20 protein-coding genes and 2 pseudogenes are annotated in these 25,458 nt (G+C 57.5%); 9 read left to right on the top strand and 13 right to left on the bottom strand.

Annotated features, from left to right (window positions below):
- The 4 genes and pseudogenes from A8B82_RS02850 to A8B82_RS02835 all read left to right on the top strand — a co-directional run.
- On the top strand, positions 1-1,536 hold a 1,536-nt coding region (locus A8B82_RS02850), incomplete at its 5' end, for a relaxase/mobilization nuclease domain-containing protein (protein WP_153043741.1).
- 12 nt (positions 1,537-1,548) lie between these two features.
- Positions 1,549-3,480 (top strand): type IV secretory system conjugative DNA transfer family protein, encoded by a 1,932-nt coding sequence (locus tag A8B82_RS02845; protein ID WP_067287974.1) that lies wholly within the window; start codon positions 1,549-1,551, stop codon positions 3,478-3,480.
- 14 nt (positions 3,481-3,494) lie between these two features.
- Positions 3,495-3,809 (top strand): annotated as a pseudogene (gene tnpA / locus A8B82_RS24735) (IS200/IS605 family transposase); the annotation flags it as partial.
- A gap of 611 nt (positions 3,810-4,420) precedes the next feature.
- Positions 4,421-5,899, top strand: coding sequence for a DUF6880 family protein (locus A8B82_RS02835; RefSeq protein WP_067287972.1), 1,479 nt, complete (start codon positions 4,421-4,423; stop codon positions 5,897-5,899).
- Positions 5,900-6,219: 320 nt separating this feature from the next.
- On the opposite strand, the gene sigJ is transcribed toward A8B82_RS02835, so the two are convergent.
- The 3 genes from sigJ to A8B82_RS02820 are packed head-to-tail and all read right to left on the bottom strand — an operon-like array spanning position 6,220 to position 8,053.
- Positions 6,220-7,086 carry an RNA polymerase sigma factor SigJ gene (gene sigJ, locus A8B82_RS02830; protein WP_067287971.1) on the bottom strand — a complete coding sequence of 289 codons (867 nt, stop codon included), beginning with the start codon at positions 7,084-7,086 and terminating at the stop codon, positions 6,220-6,222.
- Positions 7,083-7,622, bottom strand: coding sequence for a hypothetical protein (locus tag A8B82_RS02825; RefSeq protein WP_067287968.1), 540 nt, complete (start codon positions 7,620-7,622; stop codon positions 7,083-7,085). The genes sigJ and A8B82_RS02825 overlap by 4 nt, the downstream gene beginning before the upstream one ends.
- Positions 7,619-8,053, bottom strand: coding sequence for a hypothetical protein (locus A8B82_RS02820; RefSeq protein ID WP_138069649.1), 435 nt, complete (start codon positions 8,051-8,053; stop codon positions 7,619-7,621). Before A8B82_RS02820 ends, A8B82_RS02825 begins: the two co-directional genes overlap by 4 nt.
- Before the next feature lie 299 nt (positions 8,054-8,352).
- Between A8B82_RS02820 and A8B82_RS02815 the strand changes: the two are divergent.
- A pseudogene (locus A8B82_RS02815) lies at positions 8,353-9,411 on the top strand (IS110 family transposase).
- A 15-nt stretch (positions 9,412-9,426) separates the two neighbouring features.
- On the opposite strand, the gene A8B82_RS02810 reads toward A8B82_RS02815, so the two are convergent.
- Complete coding sequence (locus tag A8B82_RS02810; RefSeq protein WP_067287964.1) at positions 9,427-10,566, bottom strand: DMT family transporter; 1,140 nt, start codon at positions 10,564-10,566, stop codon at positions 9,427-9,429.
- 89 nt (positions 10,567-10,655) lie between these two features.
- On the opposite strand from A8B82_RS02810, the gene A8B82_RS02805 reads away from it, so the two are divergent.
- Together A8B82_RS02805 and A8B82_RS02800 are read left to right on the top strand one after the other, a co-directional pair.
- Entirely contained in the window at positions 10,656-11,519 is an 864-nt protein-coding gene (locus A8B82_RS02805) for a LysR family transcriptional regulator (protein WP_067287962.1), read from the top strand.
- A gap of 242 nt (positions 11,520-11,761) precedes the next feature.
- Positions 11,762-12,952, top strand: a complete 1,191-nt coding sequence (locus A8B82_RS02800; protein ID WP_138069648.1) for a hypothetical protein — start codon at positions 11,762-11,764, stop codon at positions 12,950-12,952.
- 272 nt (positions 12,953-13,224) lie between these two features.
- On the opposite strand, the gene A8B82_RS02790 is transcribed toward A8B82_RS02800, so the two are convergent.
- On the bottom strand, positions 13,225-14,757 hold the full coding sequence (locus A8B82_RS02790; protein ID WP_067287955.1) for an alpha/beta hydrolase: 1,533 nt from the start codon (positions 14,755-14,757) through the stop codon (positions 13,225-13,227).
- Between A8B82_RS02790 and A8B82_RS23830 the strand changes: the two genes are divergently transcribed.
- Together A8B82_RS23830 and A8B82_RS02780 are read left to right on the top strand one after the other, a co-directional pair.
- Positions 14,756-15,808, top strand: coding sequence for a DMT family transporter (locus A8B82_RS23830; protein WP_328586489.1), 1,053 nt, complete (start codon positions 14,756-14,758; stop codon positions 15,806-15,808). The genes A8B82_RS02790 and A8B82_RS23830 overlap by 2 nt on opposite strands.
- A gap of 438 nt (positions 15,809-16,246) precedes the next feature.
- Positions 16,247-17,929 carry a hypothetical protein gene (locus tag A8B82_RS02780; protein WP_067287952.1) on the top strand — a complete coding sequence of 561 codons (1,683 nt, stop codon included), beginning with the start codon at positions 16,247-16,249 and terminating at the stop codon, positions 17,927-17,929.
- A gap of 270 nt (positions 17,930-18,199) precedes the next feature.
- Here A8B82_RS02780 and herA read toward each other — a convergent pair whose 3' ends face one another.
- The 8 genes from herA to A8B82_RS02735 all read right to left on the bottom strand — a co-directional run.
- Entirely contained in the window at positions 18,200-19,945 is a 1,746-nt protein-coding gene (herA, locus tag A8B82_RS02775; RefSeq protein WP_201120729.1) for an anti-phage-associated helicase HerA, read from the bottom strand.
- Positions 19,942-21,312 carry an SIR2 family anti-phage-associated protein gene (locus A8B82_RS02770; RefSeq protein WP_328586488.1) on the bottom strand — a complete coding sequence of 457 codons (1,371 nt, stop codon included), beginning with the start codon at positions 21,310-21,312 and terminating at the stop codon, positions 19,942-19,944. Before A8B82_RS02770 ends, herA begins: the two co-directional genes overlap by 4 nt.
- Before the next feature lie 713 nt (positions 21,313-22,025).
- Complete coding sequence (locus A8B82_RS02765) at positions 22,026-22,322, bottom strand: CcdB family protein (RefSeq protein WP_067287950.1); 297 nt, start codon at positions 22,320-22,322, stop codon at positions 22,026-22,028.
- Entirely contained in the window at positions 22,322-22,543 is a 222-nt protein-coding gene (locus A8B82_RS02760) for a type II toxin-antitoxin system CcdA family antitoxin (RefSeq protein ID WP_067287949.1), read from the bottom strand. Before A8B82_RS02760 ends, A8B82_RS02765 begins: the two co-directional genes overlap by 1 nt.
- 742 nt (positions 22,544-23,285) lie before the next feature.
- Positions 23,286-23,573 (bottom strand): type II toxin-antitoxin system RelE/ParE family toxin, encoded by a 288-nt coding sequence (locus tag A8B82_RS02750; protein WP_067287943.1) that lies wholly within the window; start codon positions 23,571-23,573, stop codon positions 23,286-23,288.
- Complete coding sequence (locus A8B82_RS02745) at positions 23,570-23,818, bottom strand: type II toxin-antitoxin system ParD family antitoxin (protein WP_067287940.1); 249 nt, start codon at positions 23,816-23,818, stop codon at positions 23,570-23,572. The genes A8B82_RS02750 and A8B82_RS02745 overlap by 4 nt, the downstream gene beginning before the upstream one ends.
- A 111-nt stretch (positions 23,819-23,929) precedes the next feature.
- The gene (gene virB11, locus A8B82_RS02740) at positions 23,930-24,919 is read right to left on the bottom strand and encodes a P-type DNA transfer ATPase VirB11 (RefSeq protein ID WP_082899105.1); all 990 of its coding nucleotides are present in this window, start codon (positions 24,917-24,919) and stop codon (positions 23,930-23,932) included.
- 110 nt (positions 24,920-25,029) lie between these two features.
- Positions 25,030-25,458: TrbI/VirB10 family protein (locus tag A8B82_RS02735; protein ID WP_138069646.1), on the bottom strand; the 429-nt coding region annotated here is incomplete at its 5' end.

The raw sequence follows: 25,458 nt of genomic DNA, 5'->3' as shown, positions 1-25,458 counted from the left end.
AGTGCTTCCTGGTGCGGGGCCCCGAAACGGGGTCATACCGATCATATCATCCTGTCCTTTCCCAAGGGAACCGAGGCGGAGTTGGCAGAAGCCATCTCGCGCGAATGGGCGCAGGAGGTGTTCGGCGGGGATTACCGGGATCGATATCGGTATGTGGCGGCCCTCCATTGCAACACAGATCATGTGCATGCCCATGTTCTTGTCGACAAGGTCGGGATGGAGGACGGCAAGTTCCTCTCGATCAGCCGCCATTCCGAGATCAACTATGACATGATGCGCGAGTTGCATGCGCAGATCTCGGGCGAGCACGGGCTGGTGCTGAACGCCTCTTCCCGTCTGTCGCGCGGCATCATGGAAAACGCTCCGCGGGACACCGATTTGCAGGCGGCCCGCAAGGAGGGACGGGAGCCAGTGGTTGCCCCGCTGGATCCTGAAAGCCGCGCTCTGCGAGAGGCCGAGATACGCAGGCATGCCGAGGGGTATCGGCAGCTGGCGCAACTTGCCGGGATGGGCCTGGAGGCCGACACCCCTCCGGATGGATGGATGGGGCGCATCGCGGAGAGCGCAGAGCTTGCCGCCACCAACTTGATGAAAGGAATGCCGGTGAAAGAAGGGTTTGCCGAAGGGGTTGATATCCCCGCTGCCGGAGCGGATGTGATCGGTCGTCTGATCGCCGCCCGCGAGACATTGCAAGCGGAAGCCGACACCGCCTGGAGCGCCATCCAGGACATGGCTCCCGGTGCCGAAAAGGTCGAACTGGAACAGCTCTTTGCCGGGCAGGCCCGCGAAATGGGCACGCTTCTGGGCCGCGACTTTCTTGCGGATCATTCTTCATCGGTGTCGCCCGAGCGCGATCCCTACAGTGTGCAGGGGATTGCGGGGCTGGCTGCACGGGCAGGAGACGAGGACAATCCGCTCTGGGCTGAGGCCGATGCTGCACTGGGTCGTTTCAGAGCGGAATTGGCGCGGGTTCTGGCACCGATGGAGGCACGACTCGAGGAGGCGGGCAGCAGTATCGAAGAAGTTGCTGCCCGTTTCACCGCACCCCATCGCAGCGAGGCGCAACTCGAAGCCTCACGCCCAGTGGACGCACAGGAGCGCTCGGACTGGCTTGGGCTCGAACGCGATCTGCAGGCGCGCGCGCGTGATGTTTTTGCGGGGCTGCACATGGATCGTGATCTTTTGGCGGATCTGGCGCGTCAGGATATTCTTGACGCGGGGCAGGGCAGCCGCCTTGCCGACATCGCCACGCTGGACAAGCTGATCTCCGACGTGCGGCAAGACCTGCGCGACGGGGATATGGATCAGTTGGCAGCGGGCCGGATCGATCCGCTCATGGACCGCATCGAAGACCCTGGTCTGCGACAAGCCGTGTTCTCGGAGCTAAAGGCCATCGCCGCGGTGGATGCGGATGATGACATTGCCGGCCGCGACAGCGAACCCGCCGCCACCTACCGGACCCGGATCGAGGCTTTCGAGCGCGCCGAGGAGCGGGGGCGCGACCGGGACGATACCAGTGGCGACTACGGCCTCTAGAGGATTCAAAACATGCTGCATGCAATGGAAAGCCGTTGGCGGTATCCGATCGCCATCCTGCTCGGTCTCGGTGTTGGCATCTGGATCGGTGCCGCGATCGCCACGCTCTATCTGATGGCACGATTTGGCGACGACCTGGGTGGGTTCGATATTCTTGAACCTTGGGTGCTCAATCTGTCCGATCCTCGGATCAAGGCAAACCCTGCGGTGGAACATACTGCGTGGCTCATCACGGCACTTCCCGCCCTGCTTCTGGCGGCGACAGGAGCGACATCCGTTCATCGCGGGTCGCTCACCGATTATGATGATGCGCATTTCCAGTCGCGTCCCGAGCTCCGCCGCAACCGTATGTCGGCATCTCTTTCCCAGAACGGCTTTCTTTTCGGCAAGCTCGGGTCACCTGCGTCCCGCGCGCCTTTCGTGTCTGCCACGCCAGATCGCTTCCCGCACGCAATGATGATCGCGCCAACGGGCCGGGGCAAAGGGGTAGGCTTCGTTTTGCCGAACCTTTTGCACTTCCAGGGCAGTGCCGTGATCCTTGACGTCAAGGGCGAGAATTTCGAGAAGACATCCATCCATCGCCAAAAGGCGCTGAACAACCAGGTCTGGTACTTTTCGCCTTATGACTACGTCCAGCCCGAGGGCAAGAACGGGCCTGTCCTGACCCGCACGCACCGGTTCAATCCTCTCCAGCGCATTGCCGATCTGCCCAGCCCCGAGCAGCAATACACCGCCGTCAACACCATGGCGGACTTATTCCTCATCGTCGAAAGCGTGAACGCGCAGAGCTTTTTCCAGGCCGGACGCAGCCTGTTCGTGGCGTCTTGCCTCTACGCCATCGAGACCGGCAAGCCGACGATCGGTGAGGCGCTGCGGATCATGACCGGGGGCGGCAATAAAAAGGAATTCTACAAACAGGCCGCGATGCAGACCGTAAACCCGGTGGTGGCAGAGATTTTCCTGAGCATGGCCGACGAAGTGGACAAGATTCTCGATTCCTATGTCAGTGTGATCCGCGGGGCCGGATTGGAGCTCTGGCTCGATCCGGCGGTGGACCGAGCGACACAGGCAAGCGATTTCGACTTCGGCACTTTCCGACGAGAGCCACAGTCGCTCTATATCGTCGTGCAGCCGGAGCACCTGAAAACACTGGCCCCCCTGATCCGGCTCCTGTTCGCCGATGCCATCGCATGTCTGCAGCGCGCGCATCCCGGACCGGACGAGCCACATCCCGTCATGTTCCTGATGGATGAATTCGACCAACTGGGCAAACAGCCCCTGGTCTTGCAAAGCATCAAGACGATCCGCTCCTATGGCGGGAGGCTCTTTATCATCTCGCAGTCGATCCCCGGTCTTGAGGGCATCTACGGCGAAACCGACCGCCGCGCACTGCAGGCCGGTGCTGGTGTACAAATTTACATGACCCCGCAGGATGATCGCACCGCCGACGTGCTGTCCGCAGCCCTCGGTAAGCGCACGATCGTGGGCAAGACCAGATCACAGGCAACCGTGCGCAAACTCTCGGAAAGCGCAAATATCAGCCGTCGCTCGGAAGAACGGGCGCTGGTATCCCCCGCTGAATTGCTGCGTTTCCCACTCGACAAGGTCCTTGTCCTGCCCGAGGGGCAATATCCCATCAAGGCGGATCACATCCGTTACTATGCGGACCGACATTTTGAGGAGATCGACAAAGCACGGCATGGGCATGCCTTGCCCTATCCTCCTGCTGCAGCGCCAGTCTCGAGCAGGCCGAAGAAAATCACCCTCGAGAAACCAGAGCCCACAGCGCCCGCGGCGATCTCCATGGGCGACAAGGAATTCGAGACTGCGGTGCAGACCTACACAGGCGCGCTACAGGGATACGCAGAAGCCGCGAGGGCAAAGCCAAAGAAAACACGTTTCGGTGGTCGGGCGCGCTCTTCGGACGCAAAGGCGAGGGGATGATCTGGAGTTTGGCTATGCTGACAATTCGGTTGCCATATGCACTCCTGCGCGCGTTGCATTGGTTCCACGTCGTTTGGGTCATGAAATATCGCTACAAGATTTTGCAGGGTCCGATGCGCGAACGCCTCCGCGAGATCATCGGCCGGGCCTGCGACGAATTGGGTGTCCACATCGTGCGCGGCGTGCTGGTGCGGGATCATATCCACATGTTTCTTTCGATCCCGCCAAAACTGTCGCTGTCGGACGTCATGCAACGGATCAATTCACACTCGTCTCGGCGCATCCCGTTGGAGTTCCCCAAGTTTAGCAAGCACTACCGGGGCAGGCGCTCTTGATGTGGCGTTCCATCTGACATTACCTATCGACATCTCAAAAATCTCTTCTTTTCAATGCGGAATGGTCCCAATGGCACATCATCAATGCCCCTTGAAGAGCAAAGTGAAAAATGTGCTAGCGTTTGGGGCTTTGCAGAGGTCTTTCTCGGGCTGTGCTTTTACGTGCTGATGAAACAGTGCTTCGCAATCACATAGACGACTGTAATCTCTCGCCATCCAAGGCCGAGCTAAGATTGCCAGCGTCCTGCGCGTTGCTGCCATTCGCCCAAGGCGCAGCGAAGGTCCGGTACCCGCTCGTCGTGTCGATGCCTGGCGTCATGCCGCGTCTTGCGCGGATGGCGTGGACGGGGTGAACACCGGTCACTCCATTGCGCAGATCTGGCATCAAAGGTGAAGCCAAGCGATCTCGTCGTGGTGCAGTGATCGCAATCGTTTGTCTCGCTCAGGTCGACCCAGCGGCTCGCCGGAAAATACGGCCTTTGCCCACGGGCGATATGGGAATGGGCTTCTTCTTGTAGCGTTTCACCAGTCGGGCACCCAATACTTGCCACCAGAACTTGGCCGAGGCACTTATTGGGGCAACTGTTCCCAACCGAGACCTGCCCATGGCCCGCAAACCTGCCCTCTCCACTGACAAGTTGAAAGATCTCGGCACCGACAAGCTCGCGCAGCTGGTGCTGGACGAGGCCGAGCGCAACGCGGGTTTCCGGCGGCAGGTCAAAGCGGCGCTGGCCGGGAAATCTGGCCCCGAAGCCATTGCCAAGCTGATCGACCGGCGGCTGTCCGGGCTGGCGCGGGCAAAGAGCTTCATCGAATGGGACAAGGCCCGGGCCTTTGCCGACGATCTGCGCAGTCTGACCGATACGATCACGGCTGAGCTTGCCCCCGCCGCCCCGGCGCTGGCCATGGACCGGCTGCTGCGCCTCATCGCCACCCATGAACAGGTGTTCGAACGCGTCGACGATTCCTCGGGCCGCGTTCAGGACGTCTATTATCAGGCGATCCATGCGACCGGCGATCTGGCCCGCAGTCTGCCCGTGCCTGAGGCCGACGCGCTGCCGGAGAAGATCATGACCGCCCTTGGCGAAAGCACGCATGGCTATCTCGCTGACGTGGCCGAGGCTGTGGCGCCACATCTGCCGCAAGACAGCTTGGCGCGCTGGGACGGCGATCTGAAAGACGCCATCGCCGAGCGGCAAGCAGAAGAAGCAGCGCGCAAATCGGATGGCTGGTTTTACTCTATGACCTCGCAATGGGCCCGGATGCGTCAAATCCTCGCCTCGGCGCGGGGGGATCTCGATCTGCTCATCGCGCTGGAACTCAAGAAGAAGCCGCATATTCAGGATACACTGGTGATCGGGGCGCAGCTTCTGGAGGCCGGCCGCAGCGCTGAGGCGCTGGAGTGGGTGCGCAAGCCCGGGCGGCGCAGCTTTGGTGAAACCGATGATGGCCTGTCGCCAGAACGGGTCAGCCTGGAGGCGCGCATCCTGGACGCCACCGGCGACAGGTCGGCGGCGCAAGCCCTGCGTTGGCGCTGTTTCGAGGCGCGCCTGTCCGCCGACATTCTGCGGGAGTATTTGAAACAGCTGCCGGATTTTGAGGATATCGAGGCCGAAGACCGCGCCCATGCCTTTGCGCTGGAACAGTCAGACCCCGATGTGGCGCTGCAATTCTTCCTTGATTGGCCACGGCTTGATTTGGCAGCAAAGCTGATCGAGACGCATCCGCACCGCTGGGATGGGGGAGAATGGCACATCTTGCCAAAAATCGCGAGCCTTCTGGAACACGATCATCCGCTGGCGGCGACGATCCTCTACCGGGCCCTTCTGGACAACATCCTCGACCGCGCAGGCTCCAAGGCCTATGGGCATGGCGCGAAATACCTCGGGAAGCTCGGCCTGCTGGCGGGCGAAGCGGACCCAATCCGACCAGGCGGAATGGTCGACCACGCAGCCTATCTTGCCAAGCTCAAGAAAACCCATCCTCGCAAATCAGGATTCTGGGCGCGCGTCAGTGACACTGAACCGAAAGCACCACAAGCAAGTCCATCCCGTCGCCCCGTGTGGGTCAATGACGATGGGTGACGACCTTTAGCTGCAATCGACCATCGCCTGACGCCGCCGAGGTGCGGCCCGTCAGACCAGAGTTTCGCTGCGAACGCGAAAGAACCACGCTCCTGCCCGACTTCAATCCGCGAGACGTGGGACCTTCTTGCCATTCTCCGCGGCCGCTCGATTGGCGACGGCAGAAAATAGACGCCCGCAATTGTCCGTTTCAGCCCGTAGGAGGAAACCACCGGTTTTGGCGTGCCATCCGCTGCGCCAGCGCCTCCTGTTGTAGGCAGCAGAAACTTACGCCCACTTCAGGTGGCGACCCCGAACCGGGGGCACTCCGATATCGCCTTCTAACGGGGCGGCAATTTATCCGGGTTGCGCATGATATAGATCCAGTCGATCAACCCTTCCAGATTGGTCGTCAGGGTGAAAATCATGTCGTACTCTGCGCCGTCCAGGATTGCGAGAGCCGGCGTGCCGTTGGCATCGACGACCTTGAGCCCGATGCTCGCGGCCTGCTTCGCTGCGATGGATAGCAGAACCTGCGCAACCTCTTCGGCACCGAGCAACGGACGATGAAATGCGCGGACCTTGCCGCCGCCGTCGCTGATCGCTGTCACATCCGGAGCCAGCAGCGACAAGACGGCGTCGTGATCCTGCGCGGCGGCGGCCTTGACAAAGCGCGCCAGCATTGTTGCCGTCTGCTCGGGGTCGGGTCGGAATCTGGGACGAACGGATCTGAGTTGCCGACCGGCGCGACTGACGAGTTGGCGGCAGGCCGCTTCGGAGCGTCCCAGGAGTTCAGCCAACTCCGAGTAGTCCGCTTCGAACACCTGCCGCAAGATGAAAGCGGCGCGCTCCTCCGGGGTCAGCCGTTCCATCGCCCAAAGCAGTGCCAACTGGCATTCCTGCGCCAGAGCAAAACTGTCCTCACTGCTGTCATGGCTGCCCTGTACCAAGGGCTCGGGCAGCCACGGGCCAACATATACCTCGCGCCGGTGTCGGGCCGAACGCAGCGCGTCGATTGCCAGTCTTGTAGTGACGCGGTGAAGCCATCCGGCCGGGGTCACGATGTCGCTGACTGCGGCTTCGGACCAGCGCAGCCAGACCTCCTGCACGATATCTTCCGCGGCGGCGCGCTCGCCCAGCATTCGGTATGCCACGGCGATCAGGCGCGGGCGTTCGGTTTCGAATATGTCAAGTGTTGTTGCTGTCATTCCGGCGACCTTACAATAGAATGCAGCACCCCGCCGAGTTTGATTTGCCGACATTCCCTGCCGTGACCCAAAGCCCGCTTCATTACCGGGTAGGCCCGGCCGGAGGCTGCGGCATAAGCGGCGGCGATAGCCGCCTGTTCGCCGTGGGTGGCGCGGATGTCCTCGCGCAACTCGTCGGCCTCAGGGTGATCTGCTATCGCGGCCTCGGCGAAACGGAAACCGAGCCCCATCGTGCCGGCCGCGCCGAAGTCGCGCACCAGGCAGGCGGCGATGTGGTCGTCTGGCACCCCAGCCCGTTGAGCGAAACCGACAACCAGCTGGGCGCAGGGCCCACAATCGCCGTCAAGCGTCGAGGCCAGCAGCGCGCCTGCCCAGATCTCGGGTGCTGGTCCCCTCATGCCGCTGACCGTCGACAAGGCAAGGTAGCGAAGTGCAGCACCGGGCCAGATTTCGGCGACATCGCGCATGAAGGCGGTGTCGTAATCGTAATCCGCCTCAAATTTTCGCAGGATCTTGTTCAGAATAAACCGGATCATGCGGCACCTCTGTGTATGCGCAGCGCCAGGAAGAGCCCGGCGGCGGCCGGACCGACCGTGACGGCAAGGTCGAAGGTGGCAACGCCGTGGGTAGGAAAGGCATGGTGCCCCCAGGAAGCAACGTGAAAAATTGCATGCAGCACGGGAAAGGCGGCGCCGAACAGGGCAAGCACCCGGTCGCGGCGCCATGCCCCCAGAAACAGCCCGGCAGCGCAAACCAGAAACGCAAAGCCGACATCGCGGGTGAAATGGCTGTTGAAGGGCCCGGTTTCCGATACGCCCGGAATGGATTGATAAAAGGTGAGCGGCGCGACAATCAGCGCAGCCGCGATTAAGGTAAAATATCCGGCTAGTGCCATCAGGATAGGTTTGGTCATATTGATCTCCTTTCCCCCATAAGACGAAACAGGGACACGCTGTGTGACAAACATCCTGAATACTTCGCGAACGGCTATTGCGGCGACCGCCAGGGAACGTCGCAGAGGAAGAGTGGTTCGGCTCGATCAGAGGCAAGGTCGGGATCGCGTGTTTCGCACAAACTCGCGCTCGGGCAGCATTGGTAAAATTACGCAAAGCGGGCTTGCGGCAGCGCGGCGCGCTGATTTCTGTTACTGGCGCTGTTAGCCTGACATTGACGGCCCCTTGCGGATGAGGTGGGTGGCTCCTGCTCCACCGGCATCGAATGTGCCAAAGTGCAGTTATCAATGACTGCTAGGAAAGGAGCCACCCAATGACAGTTAAGACAGTAGGCCTTGATCTGGCCAAGGATGTTTTTCAGGTTCACGGCATTTCGGAGAATGGTCGGGTCATCTTCAATAGGGCCATAAAGCGGGCGAAGCTGCTTGCCTTCTTTGAGACGCTGCCGCCCTGTTTGGTCGGCATGGAGGCGTGTGGATTGTCCCACCATTGGGGTCGCCAGCTGCGCAAATTGGGACACGAGGTGAAACTCATGCCCGCCGGATACGTCAAACCCTACGTGAAGCGCGGCAAGTCGGATGCTGTTGATGCCGAGGCAATCTGTGAAGCGGTTCGGTGCCCGACGATGCGCTTTGTCGAGATCAAGACGGAGGACCAGCAGGCCGTCCTCGCGATCCACCGCACACGCGATCTGGCGGTCCGGCAGCGCACCCAGTTGGCCAACATGATCCGCAGTCTCTTGCGCGAGTTCGGGCATATCTTGCCCATCGGGATCGAAGCGGTGGCCGCTTTCGCAAAGCGCCACCTGGACGGCGATCATCCTGACATGCCGGAGATCGCAAACGGACTTCTCGGCGTCCAATGCTACCAGTTTCTCGGGCTGAACGAACGCATTGCCGGCTACTAAAAGATGATTGAGCAACATGCCATGATGAGTGCGGATGCCCGCCGATTTATGCGCATGCCGGGGATCGAGCCGATCACGGCATCGGCGATTGTCGCAACGATCGGCGATGCAAAACAGTTTCGGACCGGACGCGATCTGGCGGCCTGGCTCGGACTGACCCGGCTCAACAAATCAAGCGGCGGCAAGGAACGTCTTGGAAAGATCACAAAGCAGGGTGATCGCTACATTCGAAAGTTACTGGTCGTGGGCATGACGTCTCGCGCTGTGATGGCGAAACGTTCACCACAGAAAGTCGATCTCTGGACAGCCAAGACCGTTGCCGACAAACCCTTCCGGCTGGCAACAGTCGCGATGGCAAACAAGGCAGCCCGGGCCGTCTGGGCGATGCTCACCAAGAAACAGGAATACCGGCAACCCGCGTTCTTAGCGCACCGGTTGCCTACGAGATGCAAGACGTTGAAGTGATGATGCGGAATTAAGTCAACCAAGAGCAAGGACACTCCGGGAATGGCAGCGGCCCTTTGAGGTCGATAAGCCGATTGGAACCTCGCTTGCGGAACTCATCAGGGCCAGAGGAGGCAATGCCAAAACATAAACAGGCCGGACAGACGACGGTACTGACGAAAATAACCGCAGAAATTGCCAGGAAACGCTTGCAATGCGGGAGCCACCCACAGATGCCGTTGGACAGATGTAGGAGCGCTGCGTTGCAGCTTCACCAGACCAGCCGTTCATCCATCGTGCAGCATTTTCGAGGGGCGAACTGCGACATTGCGGGACGGAGCTGCCGTCCGATAGATCGTTACCGCTTGATCCCGACGCGTCAGGTATTTCGTTGAAAACGAGAATGCCCAAGACGGCGGAAAACACAAGCCAGGCGTAATCAACTGGTGCGACGACCGAGAGCGGGGCAGAGCGATAGCCGCGAATGGTACAATATTGGCCAGCCACGCCCATCGGTCCAAGCAGGAGGCACAGAGTTGCGGTTTTCAGGCTGACAGATTGCCACTCGATCAAGGCTGGAATTAGCATCAGGCAAAAGCCAAAGAACGTTACATATATCATCACAGTGAACGCGCGCTCGGAGCGTCCCAGAACACTGATCAAAATTCCTTCGAGCGCGAAGAGGGCCGCGCTTGTCAGGGCAATCAAGGCAGGCAGTACCGAAAGGCCGCCTTGAAATGCGCCTTTGCTGAACATGATGATTGCAACGCCAATCAGCGACACGCCAACTGCAAACCAGTGCTGGCGGCTGACTGTCTCTTTCAAGACTGTGGTTCCCAGGAGAATGGCAAGCACACCATAGCTCATTCCGATGGCGGTCGCGTCGATCAAAGGCGTATTGGCCGATGCCCAGGTGATCGCAACCGCAGCCCCGCAGCCGCTGACTGCCCGCGCAAGATGGACAAGCGGTTGCTTGCTGCGTAATGCCGTCGCCCCGCCTTTGAAGGGCATCAGGCAGAGCAGCGTCAGCAATGCTCCGATGTAGCGAAACAAGGTAAGCTGGAAAACTCCGATATTGCCACCTGCCAACTTCCCGGCCGCGAAAATCAGCGTCCAGATAAAGGTGCTCAACAGCACCCAGAGAATGGCCGGTAGGTAATCTGGTGATGGGGGCATTGGCCTCTCCGCATGATTTCACCGCCAGCAAGATCTTGCTTTCAAGCCGGAAACAAACGACAAATTTTCACACTGAATGAGGTTTTTGCATGCTACACCCATCGCGCATCTCGCTTAATGCCACACGCGTGTTCGTTCTCGTTGCAGAACATGGTAGCCTGAAGCGCGCGGCGGAGATTCTTCATGTCACACCCGGTGCCGTCAGTCGGCAGATTTCCAATTTGGAAGACATGATGGGGGTGCGGCTTTTCAGACGGTCCAACAATTCACTGCATCTGACCGAAACGGGCGAATCCTTCTTCCAGCAGGTGCGTCCCAGTGTACATAGCCTTCACCGCGCGATCGAATTGGCAACGGGTGAAAGCAGGGCCGTCAATGTTCAGGCTCCGACGACCATGGCAAGCAGATGGCTGATACCTGCATGGGTTGACTTCAAAAAGCGATGGCCGGACATCAAGGTAAGCATCTCCACTCATGACAGCATCGGTCTGCTTGATGCTCAGCCAGCGGATCTTCATATTGCCTATTCACCGGCCTCTGATCCTCTGCCGGGTGGGGATATTCTGATCGAGGATAGATGCCGTCCGTATCTCGCCCCACAACTGCTTTCGCAAATTGTTGATCCATCCAACCTCTCCAGCGTTCCGGCCTTGCAATCGACTGGCAGCAACTGGGATTGGACCGCCTGGCTGCAGCATACTGAGACACCTGACATCGCTCTTCGTTTTGATAATGCCTTTGATCTGGACGACGTCGCAATCAGGGCCGCCATCGCCGGGATGGGCATGGTACTGGCGCCGAAATTCATCATTCACGACGACGTCGATGCAGGCCGCTTGTGCGAACTGCCGCAAAGCCCGGAGGTTTTGCTGGGCTATTATTCCCTGCATGTGCCCGAAATCCTGAACGCTGATGCCAAGACCTTTATCAGATGGCTGAAGGATTCAGTGTAGGTAGGGGCTCCAAGCCGACTTGCTGCGGTGCAGCGCTTGTTTCTGCGCCATCATCGTCTCGGAGGGGTCGCCCGGGTGGCCGCTGTCAGACCCGAAGTGGACCCGTGGCTGGTGACCAGTTAAGCAGGCCAGCACATGTAGGTGCGGCCCTTTCCAGACACTTGCGCAAGTCGTGCAATGCTGCGCCTGCAGCCCGCATTGCCGCCATTCGCGATGAATCCTAAGGCTCTTAAGTTAGCCGATTGATCGAAGCTAAATACGAATGTCGGCCAACTGCCGACCTTCGTGGTGCTTGTCCGATTTCGCGCCTGCGCTCCAAAAAGCAAGCGTTCGCGGCGGATGGTGCCTTTTCGATTATGCCGCTGACCGAGAAGTGGTCTTGTTCATTGGTGCCAAGACTGATCAAGTCTGTGGAAGAGGATACGATGACCCAAACCCGCTATCGCCACGTACTACGTATCACCACAAAGCATGCCTATTATGGGGATCAGCTCGCCTCGGTCTTTTCGATCGCGCCAGTGGCTGATACCGCAGCGGGGATCGCACGGGCGGGACTGGTCGCGCGTCAGACATCGGATAGCTTGGACATTTTTGCGGACGAGCGGGTATACGACGACGGTGAGCTGGCCGTTCAATCCCTCTTCGAGATCGCGTTGCCTCTAGACTTCTACCAGGCCACCGATCCAGATTGGCGCGGCGAACTTGAAGCCGACGCCCTCCTCTTCCTCACCGATTTTCAAAGTGGCGGCGAGGGCTCCACCCTGTGGATTGCAAGCGACGGCGGAACGGCACTGCCGACGCGGGGGTACAGATTCCAGCAACCGTTAGAGGCAGCCTTCGATTCCGCTCCGCCGCAACTCCTAACCTGGCAGGATCGCGCATCGATTTGGCAGGGGGTCGTGTCGGAGCCAGGTGCCACATCTCTCGATATCTCCGTGCCCGGTGCGCCAGAAGGGCGATACCTGCTGTCGCATAACGGCAAAACACTTCTGGACTTTTTCCTGACACCAAGGCCGCAGACAAGATGCGTGCTTGAATTGAACCTGAAGGCGCTTCTGGCCCAAGCTGACCATGGACTTGTGACAGTCCGTCCGAGCTTTGGAGCACGCGCATGCCGTTGGCGCTACGTCGTGAGCCCCCTTTCGTTCGACCGAGACCTGAGCGCGGCAACCGTTACGGCAAAGCCGGGAGGGCCGACGTTCACCGGGCCTGCCAAGGAAATGCAGAATGGCGTTCCCAACTGGGTCTTCACCTCGAATGGGCCAATATCCTTGAGCGGGGTGTCGGGCACGAAGCACGACATTCGCTGCAACCTACCTGAGTATCAAGGCAGACCAGAGACATCCGTCCTTTGCCCAATCGCCAATGCGGCCTCATTCGGGCATCACCCAGATGGTGAGACCTTCTTTGCAACAATGTACTTAGAGGTTTAGCTCAGCGCAATTCCGTCGATTACGCTGTCAATTGATCATCGAACGGCCCATAGCCGACCTCCGAGACAGCGGACAGCGCTGCAATGCAGCTTCTCCGAACCGGAAGTGGTGCGTCGTGCAGAATTATCACTATTCGGATATCCGCAGCGCGGACGAAACAGGTTTGCGCTGCGAGCGCGCAACCCTCGCAATGTATTTTTATCCTGTCGGATATAATTAGCACGCAATTCTTCATCCCATCGTCAAGCACGGTAACCACGCGCATCGGTGTGTCACCTTACAGTACGACCGATGGACGCGGAAAGAAGTCGCGGCAGATCGTGCAGCGCCATCAGGTGACCCTGACCCAACTGACCGTGCCAGGTTGCCTGAGGAAGCGTTCGGGCAAAGTCTTCCATCAGCGTTGCCGAGCTTGTCCGGTCATCGAGACCATGAACGAAGTGAAGCGGAATATCCAAGCCGGCAAGGAACGTCTCCCAGGGTTGACGCAGGACGCGCAGATCTGTCGCGATACCGGAAACGCTTTCCTTTATGGTGGTCACGATCGTCTGCACACCGAGGGGGTCCGTTGCGAGGCGGTCGACATCCGCAATGTCGGCGGGGCAATTGGCGAAGGATTTTCGGAAACCGCGCAGGGCAGACGGAATGTCCTTTATCTGGATCGCATGAAGGCGCGCGACGGGCCCGGCAAGCCAGGGGGCACGTTCCACAATGGCACCGACCGAATGTATGAAGGACGCGGTTCGAACCTCGGGCGACCAGAGGTGGCTGGGTTGCGGCGCCGAAATGAAGGTGACGCTTTCGACGCGGTTCGGATGGCGCATCGCGAAGTCGGCAGCCCAGCTGGCGGAAAATGAAATGCTGGCAGTGTGTACGCGCCGGAGATTGAGAAACGACGTCAAGGCGGCGCAGCGTTCGGACCAGGCGGCCAGCACGTCAGCCGGCCGCAACGCATGCTCCCATTGTGGTGCATCGAGAAACCCCGGACGGAACGGGACGATCAGGCGCAGACCGGCGCGCGTCACCTCACGCGCCGCGGAGGGCACCACCCCACAAGGGAAGAGCATCGGGTGGTGAAGAAGCACCGGCGTTCCCAGCGGGTCGCCAATGTCGGCCACGCGCAACGGCGGCCCGCCCGCGAGGTGAATCCAGTGGAACCGGACGGTGTCGCCATAGCATCGACCCAGATCTTCGATCGGCCGTGAACGCGTGTGATCCTCCTGCAGTGCCGACAGAACCCTGTCGACCACCGTCATCAACACCATGCGCACCGCCTCGGTCTGAGAATTCACGCCCAGTTTTTCAAGAACAGCCTCGCTCTGCCGACGACGGGTGTTGTACGAGACGCCGTCGCTGTCGGCCAAATCACGGATGGACTGTCCGTCGACGAGCCCAGCAAGAACCACGAACTCCGACGGGGTAAGTTTCGAGGTTCCAGGCAGGAAGGCGTGGAGGCTGGTCAGATCGAGGCTTAGGCAAAAGGTCTGTTCATCGCCGTTGAGAACGACGGAATGAAAGAGCAACAATGTCCCGTCGCGGCCTCGGGCGGTCCTTGTGCCGCCTCCTGGCGCTTCGGGAAGCGTCAGGGGAAACCGTTCGTCTGAACCGATGCGGGCCCCTGTTTTCCCGTAAAATGCTGCCGCCATGCCGATCCGGTCGAGGAGCGATTGCGACGGCGCAAGCAGGGATGCGGAAGCGAGCAGCCCGGACGAATCATTGGCGGCACCTGTGACCCCGCGATGGTCTGCGATATGTTCCGTCGCCTTGGACCAGACCTGTGGATCAATATCGCTCTTTGGTTCCATGCGGCCTCCACCTTCGACAATCCGGGACGGGCGGCAATCCGTCAATGCTCATGAACCCTCGGGATCACGGACCATAGGGCAATTGCACCATGAATGGTCACTGGTCCTCCACCATGCTTTCCGAAAGCAGGAGGTCATGGGGGCAATGAGGGATTCGCAAGGCTCAATGCTTGGCCTCGTTGTGTCACCGGTGCTTTGGGGCGGGAACTTTCTGGTCGGAGACATGCTTGCCGACACCCTGCCGGGTGTCTGGGCCAACCTGCTGCGGTGGGTGATCGCGTTGATCGTGCTGGCACCGTTCTGCGCGGGGGCCGTCTGGTCGCACCGCAAGGTCCTGGCGCAACACATCAAGCCGATCGCGGTTTGTGCTCTCCTCGGGGTCACCCTGTTCAACACGCTTCTCTACATGGCCCTCCGCCTTGCTCCGGTGAATCTGGCCGCGATCACCTTTGCCCTTGCACCCTTCATGATCCTGGCCATCTCCTCGGTGGCGCGTCACCGTCTGCCGGCGCCGCGTGAGATCGCTGCGGCGTCGGTTGCCATCGTGGGCATGATGCTCCTGCAGCAGAATGCCCTGCGCGAAGGGGTTCCGTTCCTCGGCCTCGCCCTCTGCGTGATGGCGGCGGCTTGCTGGGCGGGGTACTGCATGGCCGTGCAGAGATTGGCGGTGCCTGCCCCGGCGGGCGCCGTCTACTACACTCAGATCGTCATAGGCTCGATCCTGCTTGCGCCGCTTGCCCTGTTGTACGGCCCGCCCGACCTTGCCGCGATGGGTAGCTTCGACTGGCTCTGCCTCGGCTATCTCGGGGTCTTCGCCGGTGCCATCGCCTTCTGGCTCTGGCAGGGGGCCATTTGCCGCGTCGGGGCCGAGAAAGCGGGCATCTTCATGAATATCGTCCCCCTTACAAGCATTGTCGTGGGGACGTTCACGGCTGGCGTTCACTTGACCTCCGTTGACATCCTGTGTTGCGCGATGATTCTTGTCGCGGTCTCTTTGTCTCGTCCAAAAACGGTCCTCCCACCAAGCCCCAACAAGTGCTTGACGACCTGACGCGTCGACGGGGACTTTTTCAGGTCAATTAGTCTCGGAAAAGCCTTATAAGTGCAGCATGTCCACGACGCGAAAACACAATGCCGCATGTCCTTCGCACGCTCGTCATTCAGTTTTACAGAGACAGTTATGGTGGGCGCCAACCGGAATTGCCGCACTTCGGTGGACGGTGGGGCTAATCCACGACGCCCTTGACGCTGACGGCCCTCACCGGACCTCTGTGCCAGTTGTGTCGAACGGCGGATCCTCGCCCAAAGCGGGCGTGACCCTTTGGCACATTGGGCTGGAAACAGGCTCACTGCAAACCAGCAATTTACGCATGCTCTAGGTCTACCTTCAAAAAAATAACCGCCGACTTTTCAGCCATGCGTTGTGCTCGGGATAGAAGTCGGCCAAGCCGAGAACGAATTATGTTGCGGTTGATTGGGGTTGAAGAACATGGACGAAGTAAAACTCTTCGAAAAATCATGCGATGAAGAAATTGGAAAACTTAGCCTTTGGGAGAAACCACTACGCAGCATCTTGACTGGCTACATGATGATGGCGGACAGCCTGATCTTTGGTGGGCGGTTCGGCCGTAAAATAGAACGTGATCAATACAAAGCTGAAAGGATCCTCGCCCGGCTATCATATCTCGCTCCCAACTTGAGCAACTGCTCGAGAAAACTCCTGAAAAATGGCCGGGAAGCTATGGAAACGTTTGGGACGAGCGATGGGCCAGAGATTCAGGAAGCCCTAATGTACGCCCACTTTTGCGAAATCATGCCGCAGTTTAGACAGCAGTACTACGATGTAAAGTTACAGGATGGCAATTTCCAGTTTTTGCACGAATCTGACGCCTTCGAGAAGAGTGAGATCAAGGACGTTATCTTGACGGAGCTTTGCCTCGGGTTTGATACTAAAAAGCCAAACGAAATCCCCATGACGGTACTTTCCGACATATCTCGCCTATACCCACACAAAGACTTATCTGCGTATATCAAGGGGGCGGCTGTAAATTACGAACTTCATCAGGTCTCATTCTCGGAACCAACATACATTCCTGACCATGCATTTCTGGAGTCTTTTGGATTCAGCAAAGATGCGTTTGAAAAGGTCAGGGCAGGTCTTTGGTCCTTGTCTGACCTACTTTTTGCCTTGTCGACGTTCTATGAGGTGTCTGCGGATCAGAAAGATAATCGAGTCCAGTGGCAGTGGAGAGTTGTCGATTGTATAGCTCCAACTTTCAAGCGAAGCTGGTTAGTTTCATTTTTATGCAGATTGACGGGACTGGCCCAAATTGAAATTTGTAGAGTTCTAGACTTCTTGGTGGCAAGTGAGGAAAACGGTATGTTTAATTGCTCAGGAAATGGCTACCTACAGCCACTTGTGCAATTGGAAGGGTTCATTTTCACCTCACCGTTGCTTCTCCGAATGATGCCCAGCATGAGGAATATGCTTTATTCTCTCAACAAAACTTATCCTGAGCACTTCAGTAAGACCGTTGCGCACCATCTGGAGGTAGAGCTTCTAAAAGAGGTGTCTGAGCTATGTAATAAAATTCCGGGCCTAATGTTCAAGGGAAGCACTCCATGGTCGCATGAAGGTCGAGATGGCGAATTGGACGCCATTCTTTACGACACCGATAGACGCTACATAATAGCGCTTCAGGCTAAAGCTGCGATCCCGCCAGAGGGGGCGAGGATGACGAGGAACGTAGAGACTAGAACTCTTGAGGCTGTAAATCAGGTGACTTCCTTTGAGCAGCTATCGAGGGAAAGTAAGAAAAAGATATTTTCAGACGCAATCGGAGCGGTTTCCGATGATTTTTTGGTTTCGCATGGCATTGTCACGCGCTCCGGACTTGGCACCAACAAAGCTTGGAAAGCTGCCGAAGGTATGGCTGTATTTAATGTCGCGCTCCTGACATACGCACTTTTGGGAACTGAAAGAAATTTGTTGGACTTTCTGAGCAACCCGGAAAAAATTTTATCCGAGGTCATTGACCAGTTGGTGCAACAACATTTCATCGACTGGGAGACGGGTGTCGTTCGACTAAATCATCGCGAGCTTCATATCCCACTCATGAAACTTGACAATGATGAGTTGCAAAAATTGAGGGTCTGCATTTCGGAGATGTAGGGCCCCTGACCTGCCCATTCTGGGATCGGCGTGCGCTTGACTTTGCGAAGTACACCCTCTGCGCATAGCTGCCGTTGGTACCTGGCGCAGCGAACGTCTGCAATCCGCCCCTCGTGTCGGATGACGTGATCGGCCCTTAGCGGCCGTTTATCCTTGCCTGATGATGCTGTAGTGCGGCCCGTCGAAGCTGCCGTTCGCTGCAAGTGCAAAATCACAGCACAAGCAGACTCACACTTGGCGGGTCAAAACTGTCTAAAAGATCAGCCATTCTCATGCCTTCAGTCCCAAATCTTCACGGGAATCTGCCCACTTGTCGAAATGAGCATCACTTGATTTCGGTGTGGGTGATGCCGTCGGAGCTATAAGGCTCACGGGCATTCTTAGGCTCTCACCGAAGGCAACAGCGTTCTGCCGTGCAAGGCCAGAAATTCTTTTCACATCTCGTCTGTCAGCCCATTCGCTCGATGCTTGAACTGCCGCCAAGTCTCTATCGGACGCCAGCCGAAATGAGACCCAATTCCCGCATTGGGAAAGAACGGTTTGAGATATCTCCGATGGACGCTGAGTGCTCAACCAAAGCGCTAATCCAAATTTCCGACCTTCCTTTGCCAGTCGCTCATAGGCCAAGGAACTGCCTGTGTCGCTTTCCCCGACACCTACCGGTCTCAAATAGTGGTGTGCTTCCTCCAAGACCAAAAGGGTGGGGACCTTCTTGTCTTGGCCACGCTCAAAAATCTCGAACGCGAAAAGCTCCAACAAGGAACCTAGGATAAACGGCATCAGGTCGTGAGCCACCAGTCGCAGATCAACGATGTGAACTCTCCAGTTTGACTCCTCATCGCCGAATATGTTTGCAACTAAGTCAGAGGCCTCGCGCCGCCAGTCGAGCGGTTGCGTCCGGGGTGCCCCAGCCGTATCAACTATGGCTGAGAACATCGGGTCTTCAACGAACCTATGGATGCGATTTACCAGCGGGGCAACATTACCATATTGAAATGCGTTTCGTTCCCAGCCACTCCTGCCGTTTGTCAGCGAGTAGCTTTCCGCAACCAATGGGCCCAAAGCTTTCATTGGGGGCCACACAGTCACTTCTTTCGCAGTCTTGTCCTGTAGTGCCGAAATCCGCCGCTGTGCCTGCGTTGCATTTCCACTTCGACAGTCATCGAACAAGAATGGTGTGGTATCAGTTTTTATTCCGATACCACTACCGGCATCGATCCACTTGACCCGATTGAGCGATTCCAAGGCGAACATCAGTGCTGGCCTTTGCGTCTTTTCGCTTGGTATTAGAAGCCTTTGGAGGCCGTGCCGCCCAAGCGCAAAGTAGGGAACTTTTAGGCCACCTTCTCCGAGCTTTGTTGTTCTGATCCAGCCCGGCTCTACGTTTTCTGAGAAGGCCTGCTCATACTCACCGTTGATATCAAATATGACTGTCCGAGAGCCCGGAAGCTTAACAATTTGCTGGAGTATAGCGGCTGTAAAACAGCTTTTTCCCTGTCCTGAACTCCCGAGAACGGCTACGTGTTTGCTTATCAGGCTTTGAATGTCCACGTGGACCGGTGCGCCGCTACGTAACTCATTCCCCAAGTGAATTGACGTAGGCGCGTTGTCGTCGCGACCAAGAACTGTCTTTTCCTCATCCGCGATCAGCGGATAGACCATTGCCCCTAAAGCGGGGGTGGACAGTGAGTCCGACACAAATTCGAGTTCACCGGTTTTTCGGGTGAGTTTTCCTACGACGATGCCGACAACATGGCGCAAAGGTTCAGCCGAAAGCGAGCTATTTCCCATGGATCGGCGATGAACCTCATTTGGTTCAGCAAAACTGATCGACCGAACCCGCAGCAACAGCAAGCGGTCGCCCGCATCAATCCCCAAAAGGCTGCCAATCTCCGCGACCATCGAAACACCGTGAGAATGCCCTGCGACCATCCCCCGGTGGTGATCCAAGAGGTTTAGAGTGATTTCCGCGCCGTCAATCCGAACTACATACCCAATTGGTGAACGACCGATCACGATGAACCACCTTCATTTGGGTTCGGGGCAGTATCAAGTGCTCTTAGCCTTTCTTGAAGCTGGCGAAGGTCTTCGTTGTAGATTGATGGTTCAGGAAGGTGTTCGACAAAGCTCCCAAAATAGGCATCTCCACCACCTCCCACGAATGTTACACGTGGGCTTTGCAGAGAAAGCAATTTTTGCGCTGCAGCTGGAAGTTTAGACACGTCTTCCAACCCGGAAAACTCGGGGAGATATACAACCAACTGGAAAGTCGGGTTGAGCAATGCTGACAAAAGTAACCTGTTTATATGCTCATCCCCAAAGCCATACCCTGACACTAATAGGGCAGACTGTGGACGAGCCAGAAACTCAGAGTATCTGCGAAACAGTTCACCAAGCACGAAGCCAACAGTTTGAATGTACTTTGCGGCACTGGGAAGAACTGTAAAAGCAAGATTATCTGTTTCGCCTTTTGCGAAGGACCGGATTTCGCCCTGCGCCTCAGTTGCTTGAATTTCATAGAACTGCCCAGAAACTTCCTTCCAAGTCAGGGAACCATGAAGCTTAGCCAGATAGACATTGTAAGACCCAAACTGCGCCTCTCCCTTTGCCTGAACATTCCGAAATCCCAGATCGAAGCTTTGGGGTGTAAAATGGCGCGAATGGAGACCCAAGAAGCCGTTGATGACGTTCATGTCAATTGAGTCAGCCGCCCATTCAATAGCGAGATCATAGTTGGTTGTGAACAGCCAAGGAGACGATTGTCCCGGCTGTCTGGCGGACGTCAACCGCTGCAAAAGTAGTCTGTGAGCGGACAGCCTGTCCTCGCTGTGCGCGACTCCCTCTGGAGTATTCCACCAGCTTTCGTCCAGAAAAGACGCTCTGACTAACGCTCGATAGATCGCAGCACGAGCCTTCTTTCCCTCAACCATCTCTATCGAGCCTGCCCGTTCCCACTCTGCCAAAGCAATTGCCAACGTGTCCAAAAGGCTCTCAACATTTGGCGTTGCAGGTTGAGGTGCGCCGGGTGGCGTTGGGGCAGTAAGGCCGGATGGCATCGGGGCGGCTTGAGGTGTGCCGGGTGGGGTAGGGATGGCTTGAGGCGCAACAGGCGGCATAGAAGCGGCCTGGGGCATGGGCGTTGGCATAGGGGCAGCTGGTGGCATAGGAGCATCTACGAACTTATTGCGGCAAAGCCATTGGTATTCGCTCGGAGATGACGCCTTAAAGTCTTCCCAAAGTTGAGCCATAGTCTTCCCGCCGCATCCTACGGACGCACCTGCCCCAAGCAAAACACCTATATTTTCCATACGTAGGAGGGTTGCCAAATGCGCCGTCAATTCAATCTCATCACTGAGAAGAACGTTACCTCTATATGCTATCAATTGAATTCCCAACTATTTTAGTTTTCAGAATCGCTTTCGACGCGCTCTAGAAAAAGGCCCGTTCTGTCAAATCTATCTCAAATTATACCGATTGGCACTATGCGAATGGCTGCTATCGAAGTGTCCGGCGGCGTTGTTTGCATCCGCAGCCAATGACTGCTTCCCGCCCATTTTGTTGAAAAACTCCATCGCTCTGCGAATGCAGGCCTTGAAACGGAATTTCGTTCTGCACGCGGTCGATTTTGTCATCCCAGCTGGGCGTTGCCGTAGTTTGGCAGAACATGGGTTCTGAGAATTTTAGCCGTTTTTGTTCGGGGCCGAGTTTCTCAACAAAATCCGCCCTTGATGTCGGCTCCCACCAATCCGCCTGTCGCAGGCCCAGGAACCACCCACCATGCAAACGGCCTCGGAGGTTTCCCCGAGGCTGTTTCTTCATCTTCTAAGCCAAAATGACCTTATGAGACGTTTAGGTCATGTCGCGTCACACTTGAGCGCGGGCGTGTTTCGCCATCATCGCGGGTAATGTCACCGACATCATGCTTCAGTTCTGGAGTTACATTTCGCCAAATGATGCCACCGGCGTCAGCCAGTGTGTTGTTCACTTTAGGGTAGGAAATTAAAACTCAATCAGGTAACAATGTCGCCCTATTGTTATTATAAAAAATTGATTTACATGAGTTTTAGATGCTCCCTTCCGAACCTCATCCACGCAATCAAAACCCTTGGAAAACCATGTCAACTGCGCGGGTGATCTCGTCGTGACGATACGACAGGTCGTCCATCGCTGGCCCAAGCAGGGAGGCACGAACCGCTGCCATCGACTGGATGATCAGCACAAATTGATTGCCATCCAATGTAATTACTGGGTTGAGGTGTTTCGCAGGCGGTGGGCTTTGATCGAGGGGAACCAACGGTGCCACTACACGGGTCTCGGCCCAGTCGAGGAAGTCGCTTTGCAAGTTCACAACCCGGCCAGCGCCTGGTAGCTCGTGCACACTGAACCGTGCCATCAAAACTGCCGATATTTTTCAAGCGGCAGGTCGTTCTTTTCGACCCAAGCATTATAGCCCTCAAGTGCTGCGCGGTTTTCTTCCAGCCATGCGATGGCCTTCTGTTTGCGCACAGCTTCACGTAGGCTGGCCTCGAACGTGGCCGACAGGTTGATGTTCAACGCACGGGCCTCATCCAGAAGCACCGGGTCGATGGTAAGGTTGGTTGCGCGTTTGTTCATGTGCACCTCCCTGCGGGCTTGTCATGCGCATTCATAACACACATTACCGTGTTGGGCAAAGGTTACGCGCTCACCTGCGTCTTATTTTTGTGTACATCTCGAACAGTTTTGACAGCAGTTCTCCGTCGCTGCAGAAACTGCGACCGATGTAGATGTGTTCGCGCACCTTGGAGCTATGCCGGGAAATGGGTGACGCTGTTTGAGAAGGCGGTATATCTTGTCGGGTGTGGGACGGCATCAGCATGATGACGCCCCGAGCGCATGCACGATCTCGTGGGTGCACGAAATGCTGGTCGAGGGCATGGAACGGATGCGCAAGGTTGGCCCCGAAGTCCAGAAAACCGTCGAAATGCGCCTGTTGGGCGCTGCGGCAGTGCTCCGGGAAGAGACCGCCAAAGCCGCTGCAAGCGCCGCTGAGGGGGCTATCGAGAAAACCCGTTTGAGGACCTCGAAGTTGCCCGAATCCTGTCAAAGGCCTTCGGCGAGGCCCGCAGGCAGGCGTGGCGCTACTTTGGCGGGTTCTGGGTGTGATTGAGCTCCATGCTCGCCACACAGGGGCTGCTTTGGACCTTCTACTGGCCTATGTGGGACGGAAACGGCCAAGTCGGTCCTCTCTGTCGATGATTTGGTGCACTACAATTGCGGCAGATCGTGGTTCGGTGGGCAAATTGTGGACCAAGACAAAGGGTCCAGCTTCTGCGCCTTCTGGATCATGCAAGCGCCTCAAGCAGAAAACTAACCGTCAAAAATTGAGCTGCGCGTCCTGTCTTCTGTGCAGAACGCGCACGATTTCCGGGTGGTCACCCTGATCCTGGAAATAGATCACATGCGACCCGGTGAGAGTTTTCAGATAGCCGGATCGCACGTTGACCGCCCTGCCTTGCTTACGGCCCGAAGCCAGCACGTGGCAGGCATCTCGAATTTCATCGGTGTAGCGGTCGGCTTGATCCGGCCCCCAGTTGTCGGCGCTGTAATCCCAGATGTCGTCAATGTTGGTTTCTGCCGCAGGCGAAAAGGCAATCGCCTTCATCGAGTGGCATATTCCGCCCGCTTCCGGGCCTTGAACGCTTCGAAGTCAAACGGACGCGGTTCACCGGATTCCTCGCCCTCGATCAGAGCTGCTTCCAACGCCTTCACGCGGGCCTCGTGTTCTTCCAGCAGTCGCAGCCCTGCCCGGACCACGTCACTGGTGGAACCATAGCGTCCTGCCTGCACTTGGTCGCTGATGAAGCTGGCGAAGTGATCGCCAATCGTTACGGATGTATTGCGAGCCATGGCCGCCACCTTGCTGTTCCTAAGCAAATCTAATACATACCAAAAAGTATTGTGATGCAATCTGGACACTGTCGATACCGTCTTCTCGCTCAGATGATCACTTCTGATTTATTAGCTGCCCGGCACCCACACCTGTTCGACCCCGCGCCGTCCATCCTTCCGCCCAAGCTGCACCACGACATCGATGCTGGACGCGGCATAGCGCCTTACCTCCTCAAAACTCATATTGATGCCCACTGACATGACCATGAGGGCAAGACGGTCGAGCGCCTTTTGCGCGGTATCGGCGTGAATTGTGGTGAATGAGCCTGAATGGCCGGTGTTGATCGCGTCGAGGAAGGTCTTGCACTCATCGCCGCGTAACTCGCCAAGAATGATCCGGTCAGGACGCATGCGCAAAGAGGTCTCCAGCAACTTGGCCGCGGTGCGTTCGCTTGAGGGGATACGGTCAGCCTTGAGCATCGCGCGATTGGGTTGCGGAGGAAAGAGCTCGAATGCGTCCTCGATGGACACGATACGTTCCGTCTCGGTCACCAGCGCGAGAAGTGCCCGGGCAAAAGTCGTTTTGCCCGTGGACGTCCCGCCGCTGATCATGATGTTCAACCGCTCGTCGATGCAGAGTTTCATGGCGGCTCGAATATCCCCCGCCTCGGTCAGTGTGATCACCCGTTCCGCTTTTGCCTGTCGTTCGGCGTCCAGGTCCACCAGTGCACCGTGTAACAGACCGATGTCGCCCAAGGTGAGTTGATCTTCACAGTAGCGGCGCAGGGTGATCGACGGCCCGCCGTCCACGACCGGTGGATAGACGACCTGTGCCCGGATCGGCTTGCCATTCATCTCAATCTTGCCGGAGACGAGCGGCTTTTTCTCGCTGATCTGTCCGTGGGTGGCGCTGGCAATGGATGTTGCAAGATCCCGAGCTTGGGAAGGGGAGTAAAACACACTTTCAAGGCCGACCATATGCTCAGCTCCCCGGGTTTCCACCCAGACCTTTCCATCAGGATTGATGGCTATTTCGACCACGCCGGGATCGGAGAGTGGTGCGGCCAGCGGTTTTAGATAGGTCGAAAGAAAACTGGCTTTTTCTGCCGTCGGGTTCATGGCTGGCCGCCCGTGTGTTTCAGGATTGTGTTGCTTTGAGACACGCGGCCTCTCCCTTCGGTCGAACGCGTGTTTCGGCACATGATTATTTTGTCGAACCTGAAACGCACTCAATAGAACTCGAGATCACGGTCGACGATCACACTGATCGCAGCACCTGGCTGGACCGAAATAACCGGAGGCAGGGTGGTATATTCGCCGATCACCGCATTGGTGGCCTGCGAAAAACTGCCCGCGACATCCTCGGCAATTTCTGATCCGGTCTCGGAGCTGGCCTCGGATGCGGCGATTGCCGGTCCTGCGCCGATGATCGAGAGCAATGCGGCTGTGCCAAAGCGCAGCCCAAAGCGGGAGTTCACGGAACCCGTCACGCCCGAGCGGCCTTGATCGTCTGCGCCAAATGCGGCGAGCTGAACCGATTGCCCCTCGGGTGTGACGATGCGTGACCAGCCAACCAGAATGCGGGCCTGGCCCAAAGAGACATTCGAATTGTACGTCCCGAAGAGGCGGGAGCCTTCGGGAATGAGAACGCGGGACTG

Origin of the sequence: Sulfitobacter sp. EhC04 (assembly GCF_001650875.1) — a bacterium.
In the GTDB taxonomy this organism is placed as follows: Bacteria; Pseudomonadota; Alphaproteobacteria; order Rhodobacterales; family Rhodobacteraceae; genus Sulfitobacter.
This window is presented reverse-complemented; position numbering and strand designations above follow the sequence as displayed.

Bases quoted from the DNA above. Each gene is read 5' to 3' on its own strand.
- A8B82_RS02750 (WP_067287943.1), bottom strand. From the start codon at position 23,573: ATGAAGGCGATTGCCTTTTCGCCTGCGGCAGAAACCAACATTGACGAC.
- A8B82_RS02760 (WP_067287949.1), bottom strand. From the start codon at position 22,543: ATGAACAAACGCGCAACCAACCTTACCATCGACCCGGTGCTTCTGGAT.
- A8B82_RS02820 (WP_138069649.1), bottom strand. From the start codon at position 8,053: ATGTTTGTCACACAGCGTGTCCCTGTTTCGTCTTATGGGGGAAAGGAG.
- A8B82_RS02765 (WP_067287950.1), bottom strand. From the start codon at position 22,322: ATGGCACGGTTCAGTGTGCACGAGCTACCAGGCGCTGGCCGGGTTGTG.
- sigJ (WP_067287971.1), bottom strand. From the start codon at position 7,086: ATGACAGCAACAACACTTGACATATTCGAAACCGAACGCCCGCGCCTG.
- A8B82_RS02835 (WP_067287972.1), top strand. From the start codon at position 4,421: ATGGCCCGCAAACCTGCCCTCTCCACTGACAAGTTGAAAGATCTCGGC.
- A8B82_RS02845 (WP_067287974.1), top strand. From the start codon at position 1,549: ATGCTGCATGCAATGGAAAGCCGTTGGCGGTATCCGATCGCCATCCTG.
- virB11 (WP_082899105.1), bottom strand. From the start codon at position 24,919: ATGAACCCGACGGCAGAAAAAGCCAGTTTTCTTTCGACCTATCTAAAA.
- A8B82_RS02810 (WP_067287964.1), bottom strand. From the start codon at position 10,566: ATGCCCCCATCACCAGATTACCTACCGGCCATTCTCTGGGTGCTGTTG.
- A8B82_RS02805 (WP_067287962.1), top strand. From the start codon at position 10,656: ATGCTACACCCATCGCGCATCTCGCTTAATGCCACACGCGTGTTCGTT.
- A8B82_RS02790 (WP_067287955.1), bottom strand. From the start codon at position 14,757: ATGGAACCAAAGAGCGATATTGATCCACAGGTCTGGTCCAAGGCGACG.
- A8B82_RS23830 (WP_328586489.1), top strand. From the start codon at position 14,756: ATGCGGCCTCCACCTTCGACAATCCGGGACGGGCGGCAATCCGTCAAT.
- A8B82_RS02825 (WP_067287968.1), bottom strand. From the start codon at position 7,622: ATGATCCGGTTTATTCTGAACAAGATCCTGCGAAAATTTGAGGCGGAT.
- A8B82_RS02745 (WP_067287940.1), bottom strand. From the start codon at position 23,818: ATGGCTCGCAATACATCCGTAACGATTGGCGATCACTTCGCCAGCTTC.
- A8B82_RS02780 (WP_067287952.1), top strand. From the start codon at position 16,247: ATGGACGAAGTAAAACTCTTCGAAAAATCATGCGATGAAGAAATTGGA.